Origin of the sequence: Blautia ammoniilytica (assembly GCF_025566965.1) — a bacterium.
Taxonomy (GTDB): Bacteria; Bacillota; Clostridia; order Lachnospirales; family Lachnospiraceae; genus Blautia_A; species Blautia_A ammoniilytica.
This window is the reverse complement of sequence record NZ_JAOQJL010000001.1, coordinates 72924-96128: the sequence shown is the minus strand read 5'-3', so window position 1 is coordinate 96128 and position 23205 is coordinate 72924. Positions and strand designations below refer to the sequence as shown.

The 23205-nt window shown below is 43.8% G+C and carries 16 protein-coding genes; 5 read left to right on the top strand and 11 right to left on the bottom strand.

The annotated features are described in order from the left end of the window. Positions 1–3 precede the first annotated feature (3 nt). Positions 4–1830: a sensor histidine kinase gene (locus OCV61_RS00410; protein ID WP_158420066.1), complete on the top strand. Its 1827-nt coding sequence runs from the start codon at positions 4–6 to the stop codon at positions 1828–1830. A gap of 116 nt (positions 1831–1946) precedes the next feature. On the opposite strand, the gene OCV61_RS00405 is transcribed toward OCV61_RS00410, so the two are convergent. The 9 genes from OCV61_RS00405 to OCV61_RS00365 form a co-directional block, all read right to left on the bottom strand. Further along, positions 1947–3209 carry an L-rhamnose isomerase gene (locus tag OCV61_RS00405; protein WP_158420065.1) on the bottom strand — a complete coding sequence of 421 codons (1263 nt, stop codon included), beginning with the start codon at positions 3207–3209 and terminating at the stop codon, positions 1947–1949. A gap of 48 nt (positions 3210–3257) precedes the next feature. Next, the gene (gene rhaB / locus OCV61_RS00400) at positions 3258–4658 is read right to left on the bottom strand and encodes a rhamnulokinase (protein ID WP_158420064.1); all 1401 of its coding nucleotides are present in this window, start codon (positions 4656–4658) and stop codon (positions 3258–3260) included. Between the two features lie 352 nt (positions 4659–5010). Then, positions 5011–6090: a substrate-binding domain-containing protein gene (locus tag OCV61_RS00395; protein ID WP_158420063.1), complete on the bottom strand. Its 1080-nt coding sequence runs from the start codon at positions 6088–6090 to the stop codon at positions 5011–5013. 52 nt (positions 6091–6142) lie between these two features. After that, positions 6143–7147 (bottom strand): ABC transporter permease, encoded by a 1005-nt coding sequence (locus OCV61_RS00390; protein ID WP_158420062.1) that lies wholly within the window; start codon positions 7145–7147, stop codon positions 6143–6145. Positions 7148–7162: 15 nt separating this feature from the next. Then, positions 7163–8656, bottom strand: a complete 1494-nt coding sequence (locus tag OCV61_RS00385; RefSeq protein ID WP_158420210.1) for a sugar ABC transporter ATP-binding protein — start codon at positions 8654–8656, stop codon at positions 7163–7165. A 38-nt stretch (positions 8657–8694) separates the two neighbouring features. Continuing rightward, positions 8695–9678: an ABC transporter permease gene (locus OCV61_RS00380; RefSeq protein WP_158420061.1), complete on the bottom strand. Its 984-nt coding sequence runs from the start codon at positions 9676–9678 to the stop codon at positions 8695–8697. Between the two features lie 174 nt (positions 9679–9852). Beyond that, the gene (locus tag OCV61_RS00375) at positions 9853–10845 is read right to left on the bottom strand and encodes a substrate-binding domain-containing protein (protein WP_158420060.1); all 993 of its coding nucleotides are present in this window, start codon (positions 10843–10845) and stop codon (positions 9853–9855) included. Beyond that, entirely contained in the window at positions 10832–12652 is a 1821-nt protein-coding gene (locus OCV61_RS00370) for a cache domain-containing sensor histidine kinase (RefSeq protein WP_158420059.1), read from the bottom strand. Before OCV61_RS00370 ends, OCV61_RS00375 begins: the two co-directional genes overlap by 14 nt. After that, positions 12649–14271, bottom strand: a complete 1623-nt coding sequence (locus OCV61_RS00365) for a response regulator (RefSeq protein WP_158420058.1) — start codon at positions 14269–14271, stop codon at positions 12649–12651. The genes OCV61_RS00370 and OCV61_RS00365 overlap by 4 nt, the downstream gene beginning before the upstream one ends. Before the next feature lie 218 nt (positions 14272–14489). Here OCV61_RS00365 and OCV61_RS00360 point away from each other — a divergent pair, with 218 nt between their 5' ends. The 3 genes from OCV61_RS00360 to OCV61_RS00350 all read left to right on the top strand — a co-directional run bounded on the left by OCV61_RS00360 (position 14490) and on the right by OCV61_RS00350 (position 18705). Continuing rightward, the gene (locus OCV61_RS00360) at positions 14490–17591 is read left to right on the top strand and encodes a leucine-rich repeat protein (RefSeq protein WP_158420057.1); all 3102 of its coding nucleotides are present in this window, start codon (positions 14490–14492) and stop codon (positions 17589–17591) included. A gap of 103 nt (positions 17592–17694) precedes the next feature. Further along, positions 17695–18087, top strand: a complete 393-nt coding sequence (locus tag OCV61_RS00355; RefSeq protein ID WP_158420056.1) for a VOC family protein — start codon at positions 17695–17697, stop codon at positions 18085–18087. A 174-nt stretch (positions 18088–18261) separates the two neighbouring features. Beyond that, positions 18262–18705: an RbsD/FucU family protein gene (locus OCV61_RS00350; protein WP_158420055.1), complete on the top strand. Its 444-nt coding sequence runs from the start codon at positions 18262–18264 to the stop codon at positions 18703–18705. A 97-nt stretch (positions 18706–18802) separates the two neighbouring features. On the opposite strand, the gene OCV61_RS00345 is transcribed toward OCV61_RS00350, so the two are convergent. Then, positions 18803–20008 carry a hypothetical protein gene (locus tag OCV61_RS00345; RefSeq protein WP_158420054.1) on the bottom strand — a complete coding sequence of 402 codons (1206 nt, stop codon included), beginning with the start codon at positions 20006–20008 and terminating at the stop codon, positions 18803–18805. A gap of 267 nt (positions 20009–20275) precedes the next feature. Beyond that, positions 20276–22072 carry an L-fucose isomerase gene (locus OCV61_RS00340; RefSeq protein WP_158420053.1) on the bottom strand — a complete coding sequence of 599 codons (1797 nt, stop codon included), beginning with the start codon at positions 22070–22072 and terminating at the stop codon, positions 20276–20278. 188 nt (positions 22073–22260) lie between these two features. Here OCV61_RS00340 and OCV61_RS00335 point away from each other — a divergent pair, with 188 nt between their 5' ends. Then, entirely contained in the window at positions 22261–23112 is an 852-nt protein-coding gene (locus OCV61_RS00335; RefSeq protein ID WP_158420052.1) for a helix-turn-helix transcriptional regulator, read from the top strand. Positions 23113–23205 lie beyond the last annotated feature (93 nt).

The following is a 23205-nucleotide window of genomic DNA, read 5'->3' as shown; positions in this document are numbered from 1 at the left end:
ATTATGAGAAAAATGCTGAATAAACTGAAGCACCGCTATGGGGATATGAAGCTTCAATCCAAATTTACCATTGCACTTGTGCTGGCTGTAACAGTTCCATTGATTCTTCTTGGCGTATTTTTCTACGGAAAGCTATATGAAATGACTGTTTCCTATACCATACGCCGGGAGCAGGATATTTCCGCCAAAACTTCCCCCCAGATTGACCATATGCTTTTGCAGGTTACAGATACTTATGATGCCCTGTCTGAAGAGCCCTTTTATCAGACCCTGTTTCATCAACCGGTAAATGCCCCTTTTTCCATGCTGGCAGCCTCCAAAAGCGGAGATACTTTTTGTCAGTCTGTGATGGGACTTACAGATAATTCCCTGGTTACCAATATCCGGATTTATGTGGATCTTCCAAATAATTCCTCTTTATTTTCCAGCACCAAAGAAAAGATCTTTTACCCGGTAAGCGAAATTCGCGGTACTTACTGGCATGGAATTTTCCAAAGCACTAATACCTCAGAACTTTTTTGTCCTCCTTTTTATTTAGGGACGCAGGAAAAATCCAACTGTGGAGATATGGCTTACATCCATACTGCCAGCATTTATTATCACGGAAGTCCTATCAAAGCCTATGTAGCTGTATACTATTCCAGCAGCCATCTGATAAAAGTATTAAATGAAAACCTTGGATTAAAGGGAAGTGTTTCCTATATTGTCAATGAAAGAAACAGCCTGGTTGCTTCTTCTGATGAGTCTCTGTCCGGTATTTACTGGCTGGGATACGAAGATATTTCCCAGTCCTTTATGTCTTCCAATAATTTCATCGAAAAAAACATCCTTGGCAACAAGATTTATTCCTGCTTTTACAGGATCCACCAGCCAGGCTGGTTTATGGTAACGATCCTGCCCTCCAAACCGCTGATCGCTCAGAGTAATACGATGATTATGCAGTTTGCATTTTTCTACCTTCTGTTTCTGATCCTTGCCCTGTTCCTGTCCGGCCGGCTTTCCCGTTCTATTACAGGACGTATCTCTTCTGTGATCGGACAAATGCGTAAGGTCCGCCAGGGACCTCCGGTAGCTATGGACAGCCCGGTATATCACGATGAGGTAGGTGATCTAATCGACACCTACAACTATATGACAAGAAAAATGAACCAGTTGATGGATAATCAGGCAAAAGCTGCCGAAGATCTGAGAATCGCAGAGTTTAATTCCCTGCAGGCACAGATCAATCCTCATTTTCTTTACAATACCATGGATATGATCAACTGGATGGCCCAGCAGGGACGTACAGAAGAAGTGACAAACGCTGTACAGAACCTTTCCAGGTTCTACAAGCTGACCCTGAGTCAGAAAAAAAGCATCAGCACCATTGCTAAGGAAGAAGAGCATGTATCCATATACATTCATCTGCAGAACATGCGTTATCATGACAGCATTCAGTTCATATCAGACATTCCGGATGAATTGATGAATGACCAGATCCCAAAGTTAACCCTGCAGCCTGTAGTGGAAAATGCCATCCTCCACGGTATTTTGGAAACGACTTCCAAATCCGGCACCATTGTGCTGACCGGATGGCAGGAGGATCAGGATCTGGTACTGCTTATTTCAGATGACGGTGTAGGCATGTCCAATGAAAAGCTGGATACTATCCTTACCGGGACAGGCTCCTCTTCAGGCAAGGGCACAAATATTGCAATCTATAATACCCATCGCAGGCTTCAGATCCTTTATGGGCCGGATTATGGACTTTTCTATTCCAGTGAGCCAGGAAAAGGAACAGAGGTACAGATCCGTATTCCTGCCAGAAAAGCCTCCACTCAAGAAATGTAACAGGAACATTACATCGCAGCTTCCTCTATTCGCACAGAAAATTGCACAGAAAAAGCCTGACCATCCGGACAGGCTTTTTCAATGTGAATATATGTAAAACAAAATCAGAAGCTTAATTATTTCCTGCTGGAAAGTACTTCCTTTTCGTACTTCTCCACTTCGGTAAACCAGTCAAATCCAACCGGTGTGCCACAGCTTTCGCAAAAATAATCCCATACATCTCCAAATGGGAAAGTTTTCATTTCTTCCTGTACAGTCATAAGCTTCGTCAGGTTATTGGTATCCTGAAGTTCTTTTAGCTGTGCATTAGGCTGAAGAAGGGCAAACAGCAAAGACTTGGACATATTGCGAAGTCCTGTGGTCCATGCGGAAATACGGTTGATGCTTGCATCAAAGTAATCCAGCGCAATATATACACGGTCAAGCGCATCATTACGGACGATCTCTTTTGCGATCTCTCTTGTTTCATCATCAAACAGTACAACATGATCAGAATCCCAGCGTACAGGTCTTGTTACATGCAATGCGATCTCAGGGAAGAAGCAAAGCAGTGACGGGATCTTATCAGATACCACTTCTGTAGGATGATAGTGTCCGTTATCCATCAGCGGCAGGCATTTATCCTTATGCTCTGCTGCAAAGGACAGTGTAAACTCTGCACTTCCTGCTGTATAGGATTCCACACCGATACCAAATACTTTGGACTCTACACAGGGTTTTACCAGATTGAAATCGTATGGCTCGGAAAGGATTTCCTCGATGGATTCTTTATAACGCATTCTCGGTCCAAGGCGGTCTCCCGGAATGTCCTTATATCCGTCACCTGTCCAGATGTTCATAACACATGGGATACCTGTTTCTTCAGCAAAATACTGGGAAATACGGATACATGCCTTACCGTGGCGGATCCAGAATTTTCTGGTTTCTTCATCCGGACTGCTTAAGGTAAGTCCGTCTTTCACTTTCGGGCTTGAGAAAAATGTTGGATTGAAATCAATGCCCACACCTTTGGCTTTTGCAAAATCTACCCATTTTTTGAAGTGCTTTGGCTCCAGCTGATCTCTATCTACCCACTGGCCTTCTTCAAAAATCGCATAGGATGCATGTATATTGATTTTTTTCTTACCAGGAGCCAGTGACATAACCTTTTCCATATCTGCCATCAGTTCTTCCGGTGTCATTGCTTTTCCAGGATAATTTCCTGTTGTCTGGATACCACCTGTTAATGGACCGTCCTGATCAAATCCTTTTACATCATCCCCCTGCCAGCAATGAAGAGAAATAGCCACATTTTTCAGAATCTGGATGGCTTTGTCTGTGTCTACTCCAACCTTGGCATATCTGGCTTTTGCAGATTCGTATCTTTCCTTTGTGGACATTGTTGATTCCTCCTTTAAATAATCTCTTCCCAATGGATTTTGATTACATCATTTATATATTTTAATATCAAAAGACTGATGGATCGCAGTTCTTGCTTCCTCTACAGATCTAAACTCTCCAGCCTCCAGCATCTGTGCTGTAATATTTCCAATAGCTGTAGCTTCTGTGGGACCTGCATGAACTTCTTTTCCTGTCGCTTTCGCTGTCAGTTCATTTAAGTATCCTGCATTTGCGCCACCACCTACAATGTGGATCCTACTGTAGGTTCTGCCTGTCATTTCTTCCAAGCTCTTTGCTGTACGTGCATAGCATTCTGCAAGGCTTGTATAGATCACAGTTGCGATCTGGCCTAAGGTTTCCGGAACCTGCTGACCTGTCCGTCTGCAGTAATCCTGGATTTCTTTCGTCATGTTCTCCGGAGAAAGGAAGCACTGTGCATTTGCATCCACCCGGGACGGGAAATCTTTCGCCTCTTCTGCCATCTGGCAGATCTCGCCAAATCCGTATTTATCCTGGAATTCATGGCGTACAGACTGGATCATCCAAAGTCCCATAATATTTTTCAGATAGCGGAATCTTCCTCCGTATCCTCCTTCATTTGTCAGATTCATACCGCAGCTTTTCAGTGAACAGTCTGCTTCTTTTCTTTCCAGTCCCATCAAAGACCATGTACCGGAGCTGATATAAATAAAGTCATCATCATTTGCCGGTACTGCCAGAACAGCAGAGCCTGTGTCATGAGTCGCCGGAGCTACAACTTCCAGATCAAATCCTACCTCTTCCTGTACTTCTTTTGTAAGATGGCCGATGGGTGTGCCTGGCATGATCAGCTTCTGGAACATTTTTCTTGGATATCCCAGCATATCGATCAATTCATAATCCCAGTCCTTTGTCAACGGACTTACAAGCTGTCCTGTGGTTGCTTCTGTGTACTCGCAGGTTTTCTTTCCTGTGAGAAGGTAATGAAAATAATCCGGTACATGAAGCAGAGTGTCTGCCTTTTCCAAATATTCTGGATGTTTTTTCTTTACCGCCATCAGCTGGTATATGGTATTAAAGATCTCTTTCTGGATACCTGTACGCTCATACAGCTTCTCCTGTGGAATGATCTTATATACTTCTTCATCCATACCCTCTGTGCGATGATCTCTGTAGCCAACGGTATTGCCAAGAACCTGTCCAGCTTCATCCAGAAGGACATAATCAACTCCCCATGTATCTACTCCCATGCTTACCGGGATCTTGCCCAGCTCTTTACATTTTTTCAGTCCGTCCTTGATTTCTACGAAAAGCCTGTCAAATTCCCAGCAAAGCTCTCCGTCCTTTTTTACCATCCCATTTTCAAAACGGTGCACTTCTTCCAGCACCATCTTTCCATTTTCCAGATGTCCCAGGATCAGTCTTCCGCTGGATGCTCCAATATCTACTGCCAGATAATACTTTGTCATTTTTAAAACCTCCTCAATATTTGTACGTTTCCTCGTATTTTGTCTGAATCTATGTAGGAATACCTTCATATTGATGATACCATATTACTACATAACTCAGTAATGCATAAGAACCTGGTTTGCCATAAAAAAGGTTCTTATTTGCAAACTGTGCATAGTTTTTAAAAAGAAAACCGGAGGGTAGCCTCCGGTTTTCCTGATAAGTTTCGTTAGTACATTATCGCGAATGCCATCTCAAGATCTTCGGTCTTTCGATGTTCGCTGCACTCATATAGCCTCTCATATGAAGTTTTCCGCCTGCAAGCAGACGAAAACTTCATATTTCGAGCCTGCATTCGCTTTAGTCGTACATTTAGTCGTACAGGTTCTGTGCGATTTCTTCGTCGTTCATGTTCTCAGCTGTGTACCACTGGCATCCACTGTCAACGTCTTCTACAGTCTCACCTTTTGCTGCTTTGCAAGCAAGTTCAACTACAGATGCACCCATTGCTACAGGAGCCTGTGTGATAGCGCCGATGAATGTACCGTCAGCAACTGCTGCTTTGATGTTTGCGCCAGAGTCAAATCCAACACCAACAACCTGATCATCACCAGAGCCAAGTTTCTGAAGGTTCTCATTACCTGTGATCATAGCCTCTGCAGAGTGCTGGTTGGAGCCATATACGCAGATTGTATCATCTTTATTTAACAGTGTCTGGCAGTCGATTGCGGACAGCTCAGATGTTACCTGTGAAGGAACAAGGATCTCGATTACAACATCACCGTCGTCTGTAGCTTCAACCTTGGAATCTCCAACGTATCTGTCATTTCCTTCAAGAGAAACTGTTTTGCCGTCTGCGATGATCAGCTCGCCCATCTTATCGATAAATCCAAGACCTCTGTTTACGATAGACTCGGAAGTAGCATCCTGGCCCATAACACCGATTCTTACTTTGCCATCAGCATTTGCGATTCTGTCCTTTAATACTTCATATGTTTTCTCTGCTGCAAGAGCACCTGCTGCATAGTTGTCTGTAGAAGCGTTTGCAACTACTGCGCCTTCTGGAGCATCCGGAACACCAGAGTCAAAACCGATGATCGGGATACCTGCATCCTGAGCCTGTCCGATTGCATCTAGGCATGCGCTTGTATCAAGAGCAGCAAGTCCGATAGCATCTGGTTTCTGGTTGATTGCGGAGTTCAGTTCCTGAACCTGCTCTGCAATATCAGACTCGGAGTTTGGTCCTACGAAATTGATGGAGCATCCTAATTCTTCTGCTTTTTCCTCAGCACCCTTTAAAACTGCCTGCCAATACTGATGCTGAAAGCCTTTGGACACGATCTCAATCTTCAGTCCTGCATAATCAGACTCAGCATGAACTGTAACTGCACCAACCATAGTTCCAACCATTGCAGCACATAATGCAACGCTCATTAATTTCTTTCCTGCCATTTTTAAATCCTCCTTGATTTGAATTATATAGTTTGTAGTTTCTGCATACCCCTTATGCAGTCTTTTTATTTTTCAGTACATCTATGAAGATTGCCAGAACCAGTACCAGACCTGTAAAGATCTGCTGCCAGTTTGCCTGCAGTCCGATGTACGGAAAACCTGTTTTCAGCAGTGACATTACGAAAACACCTAACAGAGTTCCTGTAACTGTCCCTACTCCACCATTCATGGATGTTCCACCGATGATCGCTCCGGCGATAGCATCCAGCTCCAGTCCTGCTCCGGTTCCTGGCGGAATCGCCTGGAATGTAGCCGCATAGGCGATACCTGCAAGTCCTGCGAAAAAGCCGGAGATCAGATAAGCCAGAGACTGATATTTTACTACATTTACACCTGATAATCTTGTTGCTTCTTTGTTGCTTCCAATAGCGATAATATAACGTCCTGCTCTTGTTTTATTCAGGAAGATGGACATCAGGATCACACAGATCAGTACCAGAATAAATCCTACCGGGATCATCTTTCCGTTCATTTTCAGTTTGAAAATGCTGCGGAACCAGCCGTTTTCAGCTGCAGCCGGAGGCCAGGTAACACTCATGGCTCCAGTAAGAAGAGAACCAAGACCTCTGGTGATCATCATAGTGCCAAGTGTTGCGATAAAGGGAGGCAGATCCATCACTGCAACCAGTAATGCGTTTAACAGACCGATCAAAACTCCCAGTGCAATGGCTGCCAGCATACCAACCACTACAGGCATTCCTACCTTTGTGATCAGATGACCGCCAAACAATGCGTAACAGATCATTCCTGTTCCTATGGAAAGGTCTACACCACCTGTGATCAGGCAGAAGGTAACACCAATTGCCATGAAGCTGATGTAATATGAATAATCAAAAATACTAACTAATGTAGAATACTGTCTGAAAGCCGGACTTCCCACTGAAAACATGATCGCCAGGAAAATAATTACCAGCACAACCACGATTTTCTGGGTTCCAATAGCTTTTACAATAGGGTTATTGGTAAAAGCATTCCCCTTTTTTTCTCTATCTGCCATTTTTCCTTCCTCCTCTTATTCTCTTCTGGTAGCCGCATGCATGATATTTTCCTGTGTTGCCTCTGAGATATCAATCTCACCGGTCTTCTTGCCTTCACACATTACCACGATACGGTCACTCATTCTCAGAATCTCTGTCATTTCAGAGGAAATCATAATGATCGACTTTCCTTCTGCCACCAGCTCATTCATCAGGTGATAGATCTCACTTTTAGCACCTACATCAATACCTCTGGTAGGCTCATCAAAGATCAGGATGTCACAGTTTCTTACCAGCCATTTAGCAATAACTACTTTCTGCTGGTTTCCACCGGAAAGATTTACTACCAGCTGATCTACGCCTGGTGTTTTTGTTTTCAGGTCATTTACATATTTCTTTGCAATCTCATTTTCTTTTTTCTTGTTAATGAAGATTCCATTCATGAAATTCTCCATGCTTGCCATGGTAGAATTCTCTGCCACACTTTTGGCTACAACAATTCCGTAACGCTTTCTGTCCTCTGACAAATAACCGATTCCACATTTTACAGCATCCATAGGGCTCTTGATATCTACTTTTTTACCATTTACGTAAATATCACCGCTTTCTTTAGGATCTGCTCCAAAAAGTGCTCTTGCAGTCTCTGTACGTCCTGCACCCATCAGGCCGGAAAAACCAAGGATTTCTCCTTTGTGAAGTTCAAAGCTTACATCCTGTACCATCTTCCCTGCATTCAGGTGTTCTACCTTCAGAACAACCGGTGCGTCTGGCGCCACATTGCTTTCTGTCTTCGGATCTTCATAGATCACACGGCCAACCATCATATTGATGATATCATCTTTTGTACAATCCTTTGTGATCAGTGTTCCTACGTAACTTCCATCACGCATAACTGTTACACGGTCTGTGATCACCTTGATCTCATCCATACGATGGGAAATATAAACGATTCCCAGCTGCTTATCCCTCAGATCACGGATGATCTTGAACAGTTCTTCGATCTCTGCTTCTGTAAGAGCTGCAGAAGGCTCATCAAAAATGATAACCTTTGCCTCATGAGAAATCGCTTTGGCGATCTCACACATCTGCTGCTTACCAACAGTAAGATTTCCCATTTTTTCCTTTGGATCAATATCAATGTTCAGCTGTTTGAAAAGCTTTGCTGCTTCCTCATTCATCTTCGCATCATTGATCAGCTTGCCATTCATGATCTCACGGCCGATAAAAATGTTCTGAGCCACTGTAAGATGATTCAGCATGTTCAGCTCCTGGTGCACGATCACAATACCTGCATCCTGTGCATCCCTTGGGCTTGTAAACTCTACTTCTTTTCCTTCATATGTAATTGAACCGGAATCCTTAGAATAAATACCTGTCAGAACTTTCATCAGGGTGGATTTACCGGCTCCGTTCTCTCCCATCAGAGCGTGAACTTCACCTTTTCTGATCTCCAGGTCAACATGGTCCAGTGCATGAACACCGGGGAAAGACTTATCTATACCCTTCATTGTTAAAATGACTTCACCCATATCTCTATCCTTTCTCTCTACTTTATTGTAGTCACACATCAGTTCTTTCTCTTCTTACTCCGAACATCTGCATACACAGCCAGAAGAACGATGATACCGGTAATTACATACTGATAATCTTTCTGGAAGCCCATTGCAAGGATACCTTCCTGAAGAAGTGATACGATCAGAACACCAATAATACTTCCTCCGATAGAGGCCACGCCACCTGCCATGGAAGTTCCTCCCATAACACAGCTTGCAATAGCATCATTGTTGAATGTATCACCAAGTCCCGGCTGAACTGTTGTATAGGAACCAACATAGGCGATTGCTGCAATTCCTGCCAATGTTCCGCAGATCACATATGCCAGCATTTCCCATTTCTTAACATTAACACCGGATAAGCGGACTGCTTCTTTGTTGCTGCCCAGGCAGAGGATATATCTTCCTGCTTTTGTATTATTCAGGATGATTGCGCAGATCACTGCGATCACAAGCAGGATCAGAAGACCAGTGGGAACATCTGTATTTCCGATCTTCATCCTTACCAGGCTTCTGTACCAGCCAGATGCATCACTTGACTGTGGCCAGCTGATGGTCTGTGTCTGTGTAAATACAGAACCGATTCCCTTTGCCAGCATCATGGAAGCCATGGAAGAGATAAATGACGGAAGTCCCATGTAGGCTACCAGGAATCCATTCCAGATACCAAACACAAGGCCTACCAGAACACATACCAGAAGAGCTGCTCCTGTAGGTATTCCGTCTTTTGTCAGAAGTCTTCCTGCGATCAGTGCTGCACAGAACATAACCGGACCGATTGAGAAATCAATACCGCCGGTGGCGATCACAAAGGTAACTCCCAATGCCAGGAATCCTAGAAAGTACGCATAGTTCAATGCACTCAGGATTCGGGAATAGCTTAAAAACGTAGGGCTGATGATTGCAAATGCAATGTACATAACAAGAAGCACACCACATAATACAATCCTGTTAAATCCAACCTTTTTTACAAATGGGCTGTTTTTGAAATTTTCCATTTCCGTTCCTCCTCATTTCATTTCCCTTCAACTGTGATTATTATATCCTGTGGCCATCTGGATTTTAATGGAATATATTCTTGAAAAAGGTTAAAAATTTACGGTAAGGAATTTTTTTACCTTTTTTCCAAAATGCAAAAAGAGAACGGATCACTCCGCTCCCTTTTTTGATATTTATGTATTCTTTTTTGTATTAAATGGAAATAACAGCTTTTCCATCTCACTGTTGTACATGTTTTCCGGAGTGATCAATTCACAGCCGGAATCAATGTTCTTTTCCTCCTTTTTCCCTTCCAGGTGAAGAATCGTTTCTTTTACTCCAAGATATCCCATCTTAAAAGCTTTCTGTACAACAAATGCTTTAAATACGCCCTGTTCCATCAGCTGCACTGCTTCCTGGGAACTGTCAATGCCAACTGTGGCGATCCGGTCCTTTGCTTCCGCCTCCTTCACCGCCCTGGCTGCACCTACAGAAGAATACTCATTCATGCCTGCGATCATCTTCAGATCCGGATACTTTTCCATCAGTTCCTTTGCCAGATTGTAAGATCTGTCAAAAAGAGAATTGCAGTACACCACTTCCACAATATTCTTCTCATAATCTCCCAGGCCTTCGCGGAATCCCTGCTCACGTTCCACAGCTGTGGAAACCCCTTTCACATGACTGATCACTGCAATCTTATCATCCTTGCCTACGATCGTCCTTGCATATTCCCCAAGCCTGCGCCCTGCTTCCACATTGTCTGTGGCTACAGTCAGATCCTGCAATTCCTCTGTGGTACAGGAATCAATATAGGTAATGCAAATGCCTTTTTCTTTTGCTTTTTTCAGATCTTTATTGGCTGCGCTGTTACTGGATGTAGAAAAAAGGATCCCATCCGGATTTTGTTCGATTGCTTTTTTAAGAAGACTGACCTGGCCTTTAACATCCTGTTCATTTTTCGGTGCCATCACTTTCAGCTGAACTCCATATTCACTGGCAGCCATCCTGGCTCCGGAAATAAGAGAAGACCAGAAATCACTGGTTCCGTCTTCGGTTTTAGGAATATAGATCAAAGACAATGGTGTGCTGCTCTTCTGCTTCTGCAGGATATAGCCTGTAAAAAAGCCAAGAAATATCAGGAAGCCGATCACACCCATAGCGATCCATTTTTTATATTTTTTCATGATCTGCCTCCTGTTTCATGGGAATCACATTCATAGGAATTACAATAGAAGCAGTGGTTCCTTCTCCTTGCTTACTGCTGTATGTAATGCCGTAATCCATTCCGTAATACAACTGAAGTCTTTTCTGTACATTATAGACTCCCACTCCATTTGACCGATAATTCACTTTGTGTTTTTCAAAAATATGAGAAAGCGTATGTTCATCCATGCCTGCTCCGTTGTCCTTGATCTGGAGCACCGCATTTTCCCCTTCCCTGTATCCTCTCACAATGAGAAGGCCTTTGCCTTCTTTATATTTCAGTCCATGGTAGATCGCATTCTCAATCAACGGCTGAAGCACCAGCTTAATGATGGGCACTCCCATGATCTGGGCATCAACTTGGATCTGAAACTCCAGCTTATCCTTATAACGCATTTTCTGGATCGTCAGGTAGCTTCTTGCATATTCCACTTCCTGGCCAATAGGCACCTGTTCCTCTTCATTGCTGATGCTCTGTCTGAGAAGCCTTGCCAACGAAGCAGTCATAACCACTACTTCTTCATTTTTCTTCCCTTCTGCCATCCAGATGATAGAGTCCAAGGTATTGTACAGAAAATGCGGGTTGATCTGGGACTGCAATGCCTTCAGTTCACTTTTTCTTTTCTGTTGCTGCTCATAAATATTCTGCTTCATCAATTCCTGAATCCTGCTGGTCATCACATTGAAGGATCTGGTCAGGCTGCCCACCTCATTCCGAGATGTCACTTCTACTTCCGCTGCCCCGAAATCTCCTTCCTGTACCCTTGCCATAGAATCCCGAAGCTGCTGAAGCGGCCGTGTAATATTCCTTGCAATAAAATTGGAAAGAACTAATGCTACAACCACCAGGATTGCCGCTACCAACACATAAATGCTTCTGGCCTTTTTGCTGTCTTTCAAAAGCTCTGCTACATTCGTACAGCCAACTACTGTCCAGCCGGTTTTCTCAGACCGGGAAATCGTATAGATCCTGGCATTGTCCCCACTTCCATCCATCAGCGTTTCCTTGTCTGTATTCATGACAAGATCGATATTTTCGGTCTGAAGTTCATTATAAAGCTGCTGCTGTTGGGGATGATAAACAACATTTCCATCCTGGTCAAGAAGGAAAACGTATCCCTTGGAACCAATACTGTTCTGGTCACACAATTCGCTGATGGCACTGTAATTCAGGTCAATAAATACAACCCCTTCTCTGTTGCCGCTTCCTGTGAAATTACGTACTCCACGACTTACTGTGATCACCCAGGGGCGTTCTCCCCTTATCACATGCTGCACATGAGACGAAGTAAGTACGGAACGGTTACTGGTTATAGCATTTTTATACCATGCCTGTGTGTCAAGATCCAGATAAGCATTCTTCTGCTGACCTCCATTATTAAAAAGCCGGTTCCCATCTTTTTGGATCAATCCAATGTTACGAATATCGTTACGGCTTTTCAAGATCGTGCGAAACTGCTCTACCAGACGCTGTCTGCATTCCGAAACCTGAAGTGTTTCTTCATCCTTATTATACAGAAATGTCTGTGTGTCCCGGCTGCCTGACACCATAGTTGCAATATTGTCCATGTAATCAATATAGGAATCGATATTCTGGTTGGTCTGGCGCACAATCGTCCTGGTATAAACCACAGCATTATCAAATACAGAAGTTCTGGTAAAACGCAGGGAAATTGCTACCACAATAACTACAGCGCACAGCACCATTACAGATATAGCAGCAAAAAGTGCACTCCTTACACTTTTAAAATGCCGGAGCACGTCCCTGTTTTTCTTCTTCTCTCTCATCTGCGTTTCTCCCGGGCATATTCGGTAGGCGTTTTCCCAGTCATTTTCTTAAAACAGATCCCGAAATAATGGGGATCTGCAAATCCTACCTTTTCTGCAATCTCATAGTTTTTCAAGGTCGTACTCTCCAGAAGCTCCATTGCCTTTTCAATCCGCAGCCGTCCCAATACTTCGATAAATGTCTCACCTGTCAATTCTTTAAAAATAGTGGAAAAATAGCTGGTACTGATATTCAGATAAGAACATATCTGATTCAGATTCAGATCCGGCTGCATATAACGGGTCTTTATGTAGTCCATAGCCAGGGCCGCCTGTCTGTGTCCGCTGGAGCTATTCATCATCTGAAGTTCCTCAAAGGACTTTTTTGCATATTCTTCTACCAGTGTCACCGCTTCCTGGAAGGTGCGCTGTTCTGGTATTTTTGCCTGCAGTGACTCTCTTTGCTTTAATTCTTTTTTATGATCCCCGGTAACAGATCCAAGACAAAGGCCAATGGTACGTATGATCTGCTGCAAATAGCCGCATGCCCGGGTTTTCCCCACCCTTGCCTTCTGAATAAGTTGTACAATCTGATCCAGATTGCTTTGTACCAGGTTCCATTCTCCTGTTTTCATGCCTTCTGCCAGATCCTCCAGAAACACCTGAATGGAGAGTCCGCTTTCCTGTTCTTTTTCATCTTCCATATTAATAAGAAGATTACCTCCAAGAAGATATCTGCACTCAATCCCTTTCTGTGCCTGCTCATGGGAAAAATGCAATTCTGTCAGACTTCTCACCCAGCCACCGATGCCAACGGATACTCCCATGCCGATGGCCTCTCCGGCTTTCTCCTGGATTTCTTTACATACTGCCTGGATCCGGCTTTCAAATTCTTTATTCTTTTCACCAGTAAAAAGAACACAGACCCGGCTGCTGCCTTCCTGGTATGCAATGCCTGCATTCTCACGGCTTACGATCTCATCACTGATATTGAAAAGCACAAAGGTCATCAGCTGGCTTTCCTGTCTCTGGTCTGCCTCGATCTGGAAGAGCTGGGAATAGGCATCCAGGTCAAGGATCGCTACCTTGTAGGACTGGGCATCCAGATGAATCCCCAGCCTTTCCAGCTGATAAAGGCTTTCCTGAATATCCCTGGTGCAGGACACAAGCCCCTCGATCGCTCCGGACCGGATCATCAGTGCGTTGTCCCGATAATCCTCAGAGGTACGAAGCAACGAATCCATCTGCTCCCTGGCCCCACGCTTCTCATCAATCTTCTCTTTTACTCTGCCGATCACTTCCCGCAGTTCCATAGCAGTAACAGGCTTAAGAAGATATTCACTCACACCATACTGGATAGCCTTCTGGGCATATTCAAATTCTCCAAACCCGCTAAAAATCACAATAAAAATATCCGGATATTTTTCATGAAGAAACTTACTTAATTCCATGCCATCCATATAGGGCATACAAATATCTGTAAGAACAATATCCACCGGATGCTCTGTTACAAATTCCATAGCCTGCCTGCCATTCTCGCAATCCCCCACCAGCTGGCAGTCCATGGCTCCCCAATCAATATTCTCCCGGATAGCATCTCTTACCAAGATCTCATCATCTACTAATAAAATACGATACATTATTTTTCCTGTTTGTAAAAGCACCTTATACATTCCCCAATCTTCTGCCCGCCGGTACTTTTTACGATCTCCCTCTCCAATTCTTTTCTAATATAGTATCATATTCGCCCCTTTATTACAACGGAACTCCTGAATTTTGCACAAAAAGCATTCCTATTTTCAGCTGTGGGTGGTATAATCTGAATAGTCAAATATCATTTTCAAGGGAGGAAATTAGTTTGAAAAGAAAAAACATTGCCATCCTTCTGGCTGCTGCCATGGTCTGCACTCCTGCAGGTCCGGTCTGGGGTACAGAAGAAGCTTATACAGATGATGCCAGTCTTTTTGAAGAAGCTTCCAATAATTTTTCTAATAGCATTTCCGATGACATGTTTCAGGATGTAACAGATGAATCTTTAGACAATACAGATGCTTCTGACGAATCAGAAGATGCAGACTTCCAGGATGTGGCTTCTGCAGACTCCACGGACCTGGATACACCGATAGATATAGCCCATGAATCTTCCGTGGAAACAGATGTTTTCGGTGCAGATGCAGACGATGTTTCACTTTTTTCGGATGGGGACCCATCTCTTAAGAATGAGGATGTGACAGCAAGTACCAGTATCCAGGCTGCTTTTGACATAGATACAGGGATCCTGACTCTTTCCGGTACAGGCAGTACAGGAGACTTCAGCCAGAATGTACGTCCTTCCTGGGACTGCTATCGTGACCAGGCTACACAGATCCAGATCACTTCAGGGATCACCCAGATCGGATCCGCTGCTTTTTACGGATTTTCTAAAGTAACTTCTGTATCCCTTCCGGATACATTGGAAGGGATCAGTGATGGTGCCTTTGCAGAATGTACCTCCCTGACTTCTGTTTCTTTGCCAGATTCAGTTTCAAGGATTGGTAATTTTGCTTTTCAGGCAACCCAGATCACTTTCCTGACTCTTCCGGCTTCTCTGACCACGCTTTCTGACAAAATGCTTTTTGGCTGCGAATGGCTGCAGGAGCTGCTTGTTTCCCCGGAGAATCCTTCTTACCTGAGCGTGGACGGTGTTGTTTTCACAAAAGACATGACCACTTTATGTCTTTACCCACCTGCCCGCTCAGCGCAAAGCTACCAGGTACCTGATTCGGTAAAGACCATTGGCGTGTATGCTTTTTATGCAGCCAATCTGCAGACTGTGGATCTGAACCAGGTATCCAGGCTTGGACTTGCCAGCTTTTATAAAAGCCGCCTGACCTCCATCAGGATCCCTGATACCGTAACGGAAATGGGAACCAGTGCTTTTTCCAGCTGCGGACAGCTGGCAGATGTTACCATCGGCAACGGATTGACCCAGATTCCTACCCAGTGCTTCCAATATTGCGGCAGTCTTTCCAGCATAATATTCGGTACAGGAATCCGCGAATTCGGCAACAACAGTTTCAGCTATTGCAATTCCCTGGAACGGATCCAGATCCCGGAAGGTGTTACCTTGATCCCTAACGGATGCTTCGGACAATCTGCTTCCCTGAAAGAAGTGGTATTTCCTTCTTCTCTGAAGGAGATCCGGTATCAGGCATTTATGGGTTGCCCTTCTCTTAATCAGATTACGCTTCCGGAGGGCCTGATTTCTATTGGTAGATATGCATTTTATAATACAGGCATCACCTCCGTGGTTCTGCCCTATGCCTCTGTAACAGTAGGCGACCATGCTTTTCCGGATACAGCCTCTGTATCTATTCGTCCAGATACCCGGGTAAACCCTGCAGATGAACTTCTGAAAACAGCCAGCAGGATTCCCATTAATATTACTTATGATTATGAAAGTGCGTCCCAGCTGGTTGCCCTTGTAAATCAACAGCGTTCAGCCAAAGGCCTTTCCCCGCTTACCATGGACACAGCTCTGTTGGATGCAGCCATGAAGCGTGCCGGTGAGCTTTCGGTGCTTTATTCCCATACACGGCCTATTGGTGTTTCCGGACTTACAGCCTGCCTGGATGCTTCTTACGAAAGCATTTCTGCAGGACAGGGAACCGCTTCTGAAGCATTGGCAGTGTGGATGAACGGAGATGATCAGGCAGGTATTTTTAATGCCGATTACACGGCTGCAGGTGTTGGAGCCATCACTGCCGGAGGTGTAAGCTATTGGGTACTCCTTTACGGAAAGCAGGTTACCACTCCCGCTGATATGAACGCTTATACCAGCAGTACTGTTTCTGCAGAAATACCCTTTATTTCTTCATCCGGTATCCCGTTTAAATTTTATGCAACCGGCAATATGAAGCTTGGCCTTAGCGAAAGAAAAGAAGTTGAGTTTTTTATTGACAATGGCTTTTCCCATGTACAGATCTCTCCATCTGCCCTTACTTTCGCAAGCGCCAGCCCCTCTGTGTGCAGAGTATCCTCCAGCGGGATCCTGACCCCCAAGCGTGCCGGAAAAGCCAGGATCACCATAACCCTGAAGGGGGACTCCCAGGTCACCACTGCTTTGACCGTTACAGTGGATTCGCGTCTGCGTACCCCGAAGATCCATACTGTGAAGGCTACAAGTTCCCGTTCCCTTCGGATCATGTGGGACAAGATTCCTGGTGCCGCTTCTTATACTCTCTATTACAAAGAGGGTAATGTCAAATCATGGAAAGTCCTTCAAAAAGGCATCAAACGAAATGGTTACAATCACCGTTATTTAACGCCTGGAACCACTTATACCTACACAGTACGTGCTGTTTCCAAAACAGGAACCAGCCGATATGATTCGAAGGGAAAGACAGGAATCCCTAAAGCCATTGCACCAGCCTTAAAAAAAGTATCTTCTCTTTCTGCAAACAGGAATCTGATTTCCTGGAAAAAGGTAGCCGATGCAGATGGATACCGTATTTACATTAAAAAAGGAAAACGCTGGAAATTATTAGGTTCCACAGATGCCAGCACCACTTCCTTTATCCATATAAGCTCACGCTCCTTCCCGGTTGCTCCCGGAAAAATAAACACGTATACAGTAAGAGCTTTTACAAACACAGGCAACCGACAGGTGCTTGGCTCCTATCTTACCTCCGGCATCACGGCTGCCACTCCTCTGTCCAGAGTAACACTGAGAATCCCCAAGTCTGTTTCCCAGGGGATCCGCCTCAGCTGGAAACGGTGCAGCGGTGCTACAGGCTATGTGATCTACCGCTATGAAAATGAAGGCTGGAAAAAGGCGGGAGTAAGCCGCAGTCTTACCTATACAGATACAAAAGCTGTAAAGGGCAGCACTTATCGTTACAGGGTACGTGCTTACAGCCGTTCCGGTCAAAATGTTGTATACGGCCGCAGCTCCAGCACCAAATCCGTAAAACATATATAAGATATCACCTCACATCTCTTCTAAGAATATCTCGTCATTTTGGCTATCTGATGTGGGGCATGTAACATATAACAAAATTGAAATGCGAAAGGAGATTTATAACATGCAAATCAAAGATTATGCTACCGGTATTCAGCACATCGGCATTCCTACAACCGACATGGCAGAAACCCTTTTATTCTACTCAGAGCTTGGATTTGAAATTGCCTTTTCCACAACAATGGAGGATACCGGTAAGTCTGTAAACTTTTTAAAACTTGGTGATCTTGTAATTGAAGCCTATGAGTGTGATTCTACGTCTATGTCTTACGGTGCTATAGAGCATATTGCCATTAATGTTACAGATATTGAAGCTGTATACAACCTGGTATGCAGACATGACCTTAACACCTTAAATGACCAGATCCATTTCCTGCCTTTCTGGGACAATGGAGTGAAGTTTTTTACCATTGAAGGCCCCAATAAAGAAAAAGTTGAGTTCAGCCAATTTCTTTAAATAAGCTGCGAATATTTCCAATGTTACGGTTGCTTGTGTTTTTTGCAGATTTTCCGTAGAGCTTTTCACAGTAACTTTTCCGTAACTATTTCATCTTTTTCAGTAAAATATTGCCTTGCAATCTCTTCTGTCTCCATGTACTCTATAAAAAAAGAACAGAAGGGAGAGCAAACAATGTTATTGGGAGTTCCTGAAATTTTATCACCTGAATTATTAAAGGTATTATGTGAAATGGGTCATAGCGACCGTCTTGTAATTGCAGACGGTAATTTTCCTGTAGAATCTATGGGTAAAAATGCAGTGATCGTACGGTGCGATGGCCATGGTGTACCTGAGATCCTGGATGCCATTCTTACTATGATCCCACTGGATACTTATGTAGATCATCCGGTTAATCTGATGGAAGTCATGCCAGGAGATCAGGTGGCTACACCTATCTGGGATACTTATAAAGAAATTGTTACCAAGCATGATTCCCGTGGTGCTTCTGCTGTGGGCAATATTGAACGGTTTGCATTTTATGAAGAAGCCAAAACTGCTTATTGCATTATTGCAACAAGTGAAAAGGCTGTATATGCCAACGTAATGCTTCAGAAAGGCGTTGTAATCAACAAATAATCTTTCATTACAAAGTTATTTCATAGTACATAAAAAACGGCCATATATCCTCCTGTTTCATCAGAAAGATATATGGCCGTTCTTTTTGTATTCTGATTTAATTCTTCTTGTTCTTTTTCATAAGAACCACTACTATGATCAACCCTATCACTACAGCTGCCAAAAGTATCCATAAAGCCAAATTACCAATCCCTTTTTCAGCCTTTGTTTCCTGGGAAGAAGCTTCCTTTGCCATTGCATCCTTCTCAGCAGAAGCTTTATCCGTTGGCGTAACTGCCTCCTCTGTAGGTGTCACCGCCTCTTCGGTAGGTGTTACCGCTTCCTCTGTAGGTGTTACTGTCTCTGGTTCCTTTGTTGGCGTAGCTTCAGGCCTCTTAGTAGGTGTTGCCTCTGGTTCCTTTGTTGGTGTAGCTTCAGGCTTCTTAGTAGGTGTTGCCTCTGGTTCCTTTGTTGGTGTAGCTTCCGGCTTCTTAGTCGGTGTAGCCTCTGGCTTCTTAGTAGGTGTTGCTTCCGGCTTCTTAGTCGGTGTAGCCTCTGGTTCCTTTGTTGGTGTGACTTCCGGCTTCTTAGTAGGTGTAGCCTGTGCCTTCTTTGCAGGTGCAGCTTTCGACTTCTTTACAGAAGCTGCCTCCGGCTCCTTTGTTGGTGTATCTTTCTCAGTTGGATTTACAGTCTCAATAATCTCTATCCCATCTGCGTCCTCTCCCTTGGAGTCTTCGCCTTTGGCCTGATGAATATTTACCCAACCTTCCAATCCTTCATAGTCCGTCTTTCCCCACAGGCCATCCTCGCCTGTATCTGCCTCTGCTGTAATATGCAGCACCTGTCCATTTGGTATCTGGTCTGCGCCGGACACTGTGTCATACTTCTCTCCAGGGCCATGGTACAAAGCAACGCTGCCATCTTTTGCTGCAACCGTAAGGTCATAATCTGCATCCTTACCACCATATAAATAATACTCAGACTGTACAGCCTGTGAACGGGTAACCGGCTTCAGATCATCTGTAGGAACAAATCCATACATGCCATGATATTTGGTATAACCCCATATACGCTTATCTTCTGTTTGCTTTTCACCTTCTATATGAAGGGCTGTCCCATTAGGAATCAGCTGATCATTCAGCTTCTGGCTAGAAAGATCCGGCTCAGCATATATATCAATACCGCCTTCTTTACTTTCCACGATCATATAATAATCTGTGGGATAATCTATACTCTGTGTATTACCTGCATCTGCCCATACTGTAATGGTAAACAGAACAGTAAACACAGCTCCCAAAAATCCTTTTAGAATATTCTTCATATGGTTCTTCCATTCCCTTTCTTTCTGCTAATGCAACTGTCCATTTCCCTCATAAGATACATTGATTGGAAAATTGCCTATTATTTTTTATTCTATCATTTCCATGGAAAGTTTCAATCTTTTTTTGTCATTTTTTGCAGAAAAAACGCCTGACCATCCATTCAGACGGTCAGGCAGGTGAATACTACTATTTATAAAGTCAGGATACAGGATGCAGTCTACGATACCTGCAAATTACTTCTTGTCTGTACTCCCACACTCATCCCATTATTTGTATAATGGTCCGTAATTCTTGCATGCACGGTAATCAGCGCCTTCTTTATCCATACCGAAAGCATTCCATGCTGCCGGACGGAAGATCTGATCTTCAGATACATTGTGCATACATACAGGAATACGAAGCATGGAGCACATAGTGATCAGGTCTGCACCAATATGTCCATAGGAAATTGCGCCATGGTTAGCACCCCAGTTGTTCATAACGTCGTATGCAGATTTGAATGCGCCCTCTTTGCCATCGCATCTTGGTACGAACCAAGTACATGGCCATGTATAATCTGTACGTTTCCAAAGAGTATCAGATACATCCTCAGGAAGCTCTACAGTCCATCCCTCCGCAATCTGAAGAACCGGTCCAAGACCCTTTACAAGGTTCAGGCGGATCATTGTTGCAGGCATGGTTGCCTTTGTAACAAATCTGGAGGAGAATCCGCCGCCACGGAAATATCCGTTATCAGCTGCATTCCATGTAGTAGCAGCCATGATTGCTTTCTGATCTTCCTCAGTAACATTCCACCACTCTTTCATGACTGGTGTGCCGTTCTCATCTTTTGCCTCTCCGCTTGCATCCAGACAGCATGCACCGGAATTGATCAGGTGGATCAGACCGCCATTTTCTTTAACCAGGCCTTCTGCATCATAACCTGTCACACGCTTGATCGCGCTTGGGCTCCAGAAAGTACGTACATCCGCAAACATCTGTGCACGTCCTGTCAAAAGTTTCATAAACATCATTCCAAGACCATTCAGAACATCATTCTCTGTAGCAAGGATGTATGGCTCTCTTGCTCCATTCCAGTCAAAAGATGTATTAAGGACTGCCTCTGCAAAGTCTCCATTGGGGTAGAAGTCTGTCCACTGTCTCTGTCCCTGGAATCCAGCTCCAAGTGCATTATGGCCAATCGCTTCTTCAGAGAATTTCGGATCCAGCTTATCGCATCCGTTCATCAGCTCCTGAACGATAACTGCCATCTTAACAACAAATTCAAACTGCTCTTCTTTCTGTTCTTCTGTCATCTGCAGTTCTGGTGGGTTCTTATCAAATCCGATGGTACATGTTTCTTTTGCCCATTTCAGAGCCTTCTCAAACTCTTCGTGATCATAAATGCCTTCTGTCATACGACGGATGATCTCTACCTCATCCACAGACTCTACACGCATTCCAAGGTAGGACTCGATGAAATCAGAGTCAATAATGGAACCGCCGATACCCATACAGATAGAACCGATCTGCAGCCAGGATTTACCTCTCATAGAAGCAACTGCAACTGCTGCACGTCCGAATCTAAGCATTTTTTCTTTAACATCTTCAGGCATCTCCATGTCATCTGCATCCAGAACCTCATGTCCGTAAATACCAAATGCAGGAAGTCCTTTCTGTGCATGTGTAGCAAGAACAGATGCCAGATATACAGCTCCCGGTCTTTCTGTTGCATTAAAGCCCCAGACTGCCTTAATAGTCTGTGGATCCATATCCATTGTCTCAGAACCGTAGCACCAGCATGGAGTAACAGTAAGGGTAATGTCTACGCCCTCTCTTCTGAACTTATCAGCACATGCTGCTGATTCACCAACTCGTCCGATGGTAGAATCTGCGATTACAACCTTTACCGGCTCGCCATTGGAATATTTCAGATTTTCTTCAAATAATTTTGCAGCAGCCTTTGCCATTCCCATGGTCTGTTCTTCCAGAGAACCTCTTACGTCCAGAGTGCCTCGTCTGCCGTCAATCGTAGGACGAATACCGATTACTGGATATTCACCGATCAGTCTGCTCTTTGCCATAATATTAAATACCTCCCATAATAAAATTTAGAATGTGTATCTGTCTTAGTCTATCCCCTGACAGATACATATGTACAACCTTCTCTGATTTTCATTATACCGTTGTGTGCACATTATTACTTGTGTTATAATAGCAAATAATAGCATAATATTCACTTTTTCTATTTTAATGAAAGGAGATGTATTTTTTGCACGGATTGGATCAGAATGAAGACCGGCCAAGAGGGACATATCAGTTTCCTTTTGAATTTCATCACATTGACAGCAGCCACCCACGCTATGAAATGTCTTATCATTGGCATGTGGAATACGAGATCATGCGAATCCTGCGCGGAAGCCTTACTGTCACTTTAGACGAAAAAAGCTTTACTGCACAAGCAGGTGATGTTATTTTTGTCAACAGTGGTATTCTTCACAGTGGCATACCAGACAATGACTGTGTATATGAATGTATTGTTTTTGACATTAATACATTTATCAAGCAAAACACCCTGTGTGGGGAATACATCCAGAAGATTGCCCATCAGGAATTAATGGTATATCATCATTTTACAGGAAAATACCCGGATATTGTAGATACTGTGAACGATATCTTTCAGGCTATCCTGGAAAAAAGCATAGGATATGAAATGACAGTTATTGGACAATTTTATCATTTTTTCGGACTTGTTTTTGGTAAACAATTATATCTTGACCGGATTTCCAAAACAAGACGTGACTATAAGAGACTTCAGCAGCTGAAGCAGGTGGTCGAATTTATTGAACAGAATTATTCCAGTCCTCTGACCCTGCAGCAGCTTTCTGCCTCTGTTTCCATGTCCCCAAAATATTTCTGCAGATTTTTTTCCGAAATGACCCACCAGACCCCGATGGACTACCTGAACAGACAACGGATTGAGGAGGCCTGCTACCAGCTTTCCACCACAGATGACTCCATTACTGAGATTGCCTATCGGACAGGCTTTAATGATTTAAGCTATTTTATCCGTACCTTCCGTAAATACAAAGGTACCACGCCAGGAAAATATAAAAAATTATAGACAAAACCGGAAGTCTTCGCTGTTTATCAGCCTGACTTCCGGTTTTTAGACAAAAAAATAAAAAGATGGGAGATTTTCGCTGTTCAGAACTGA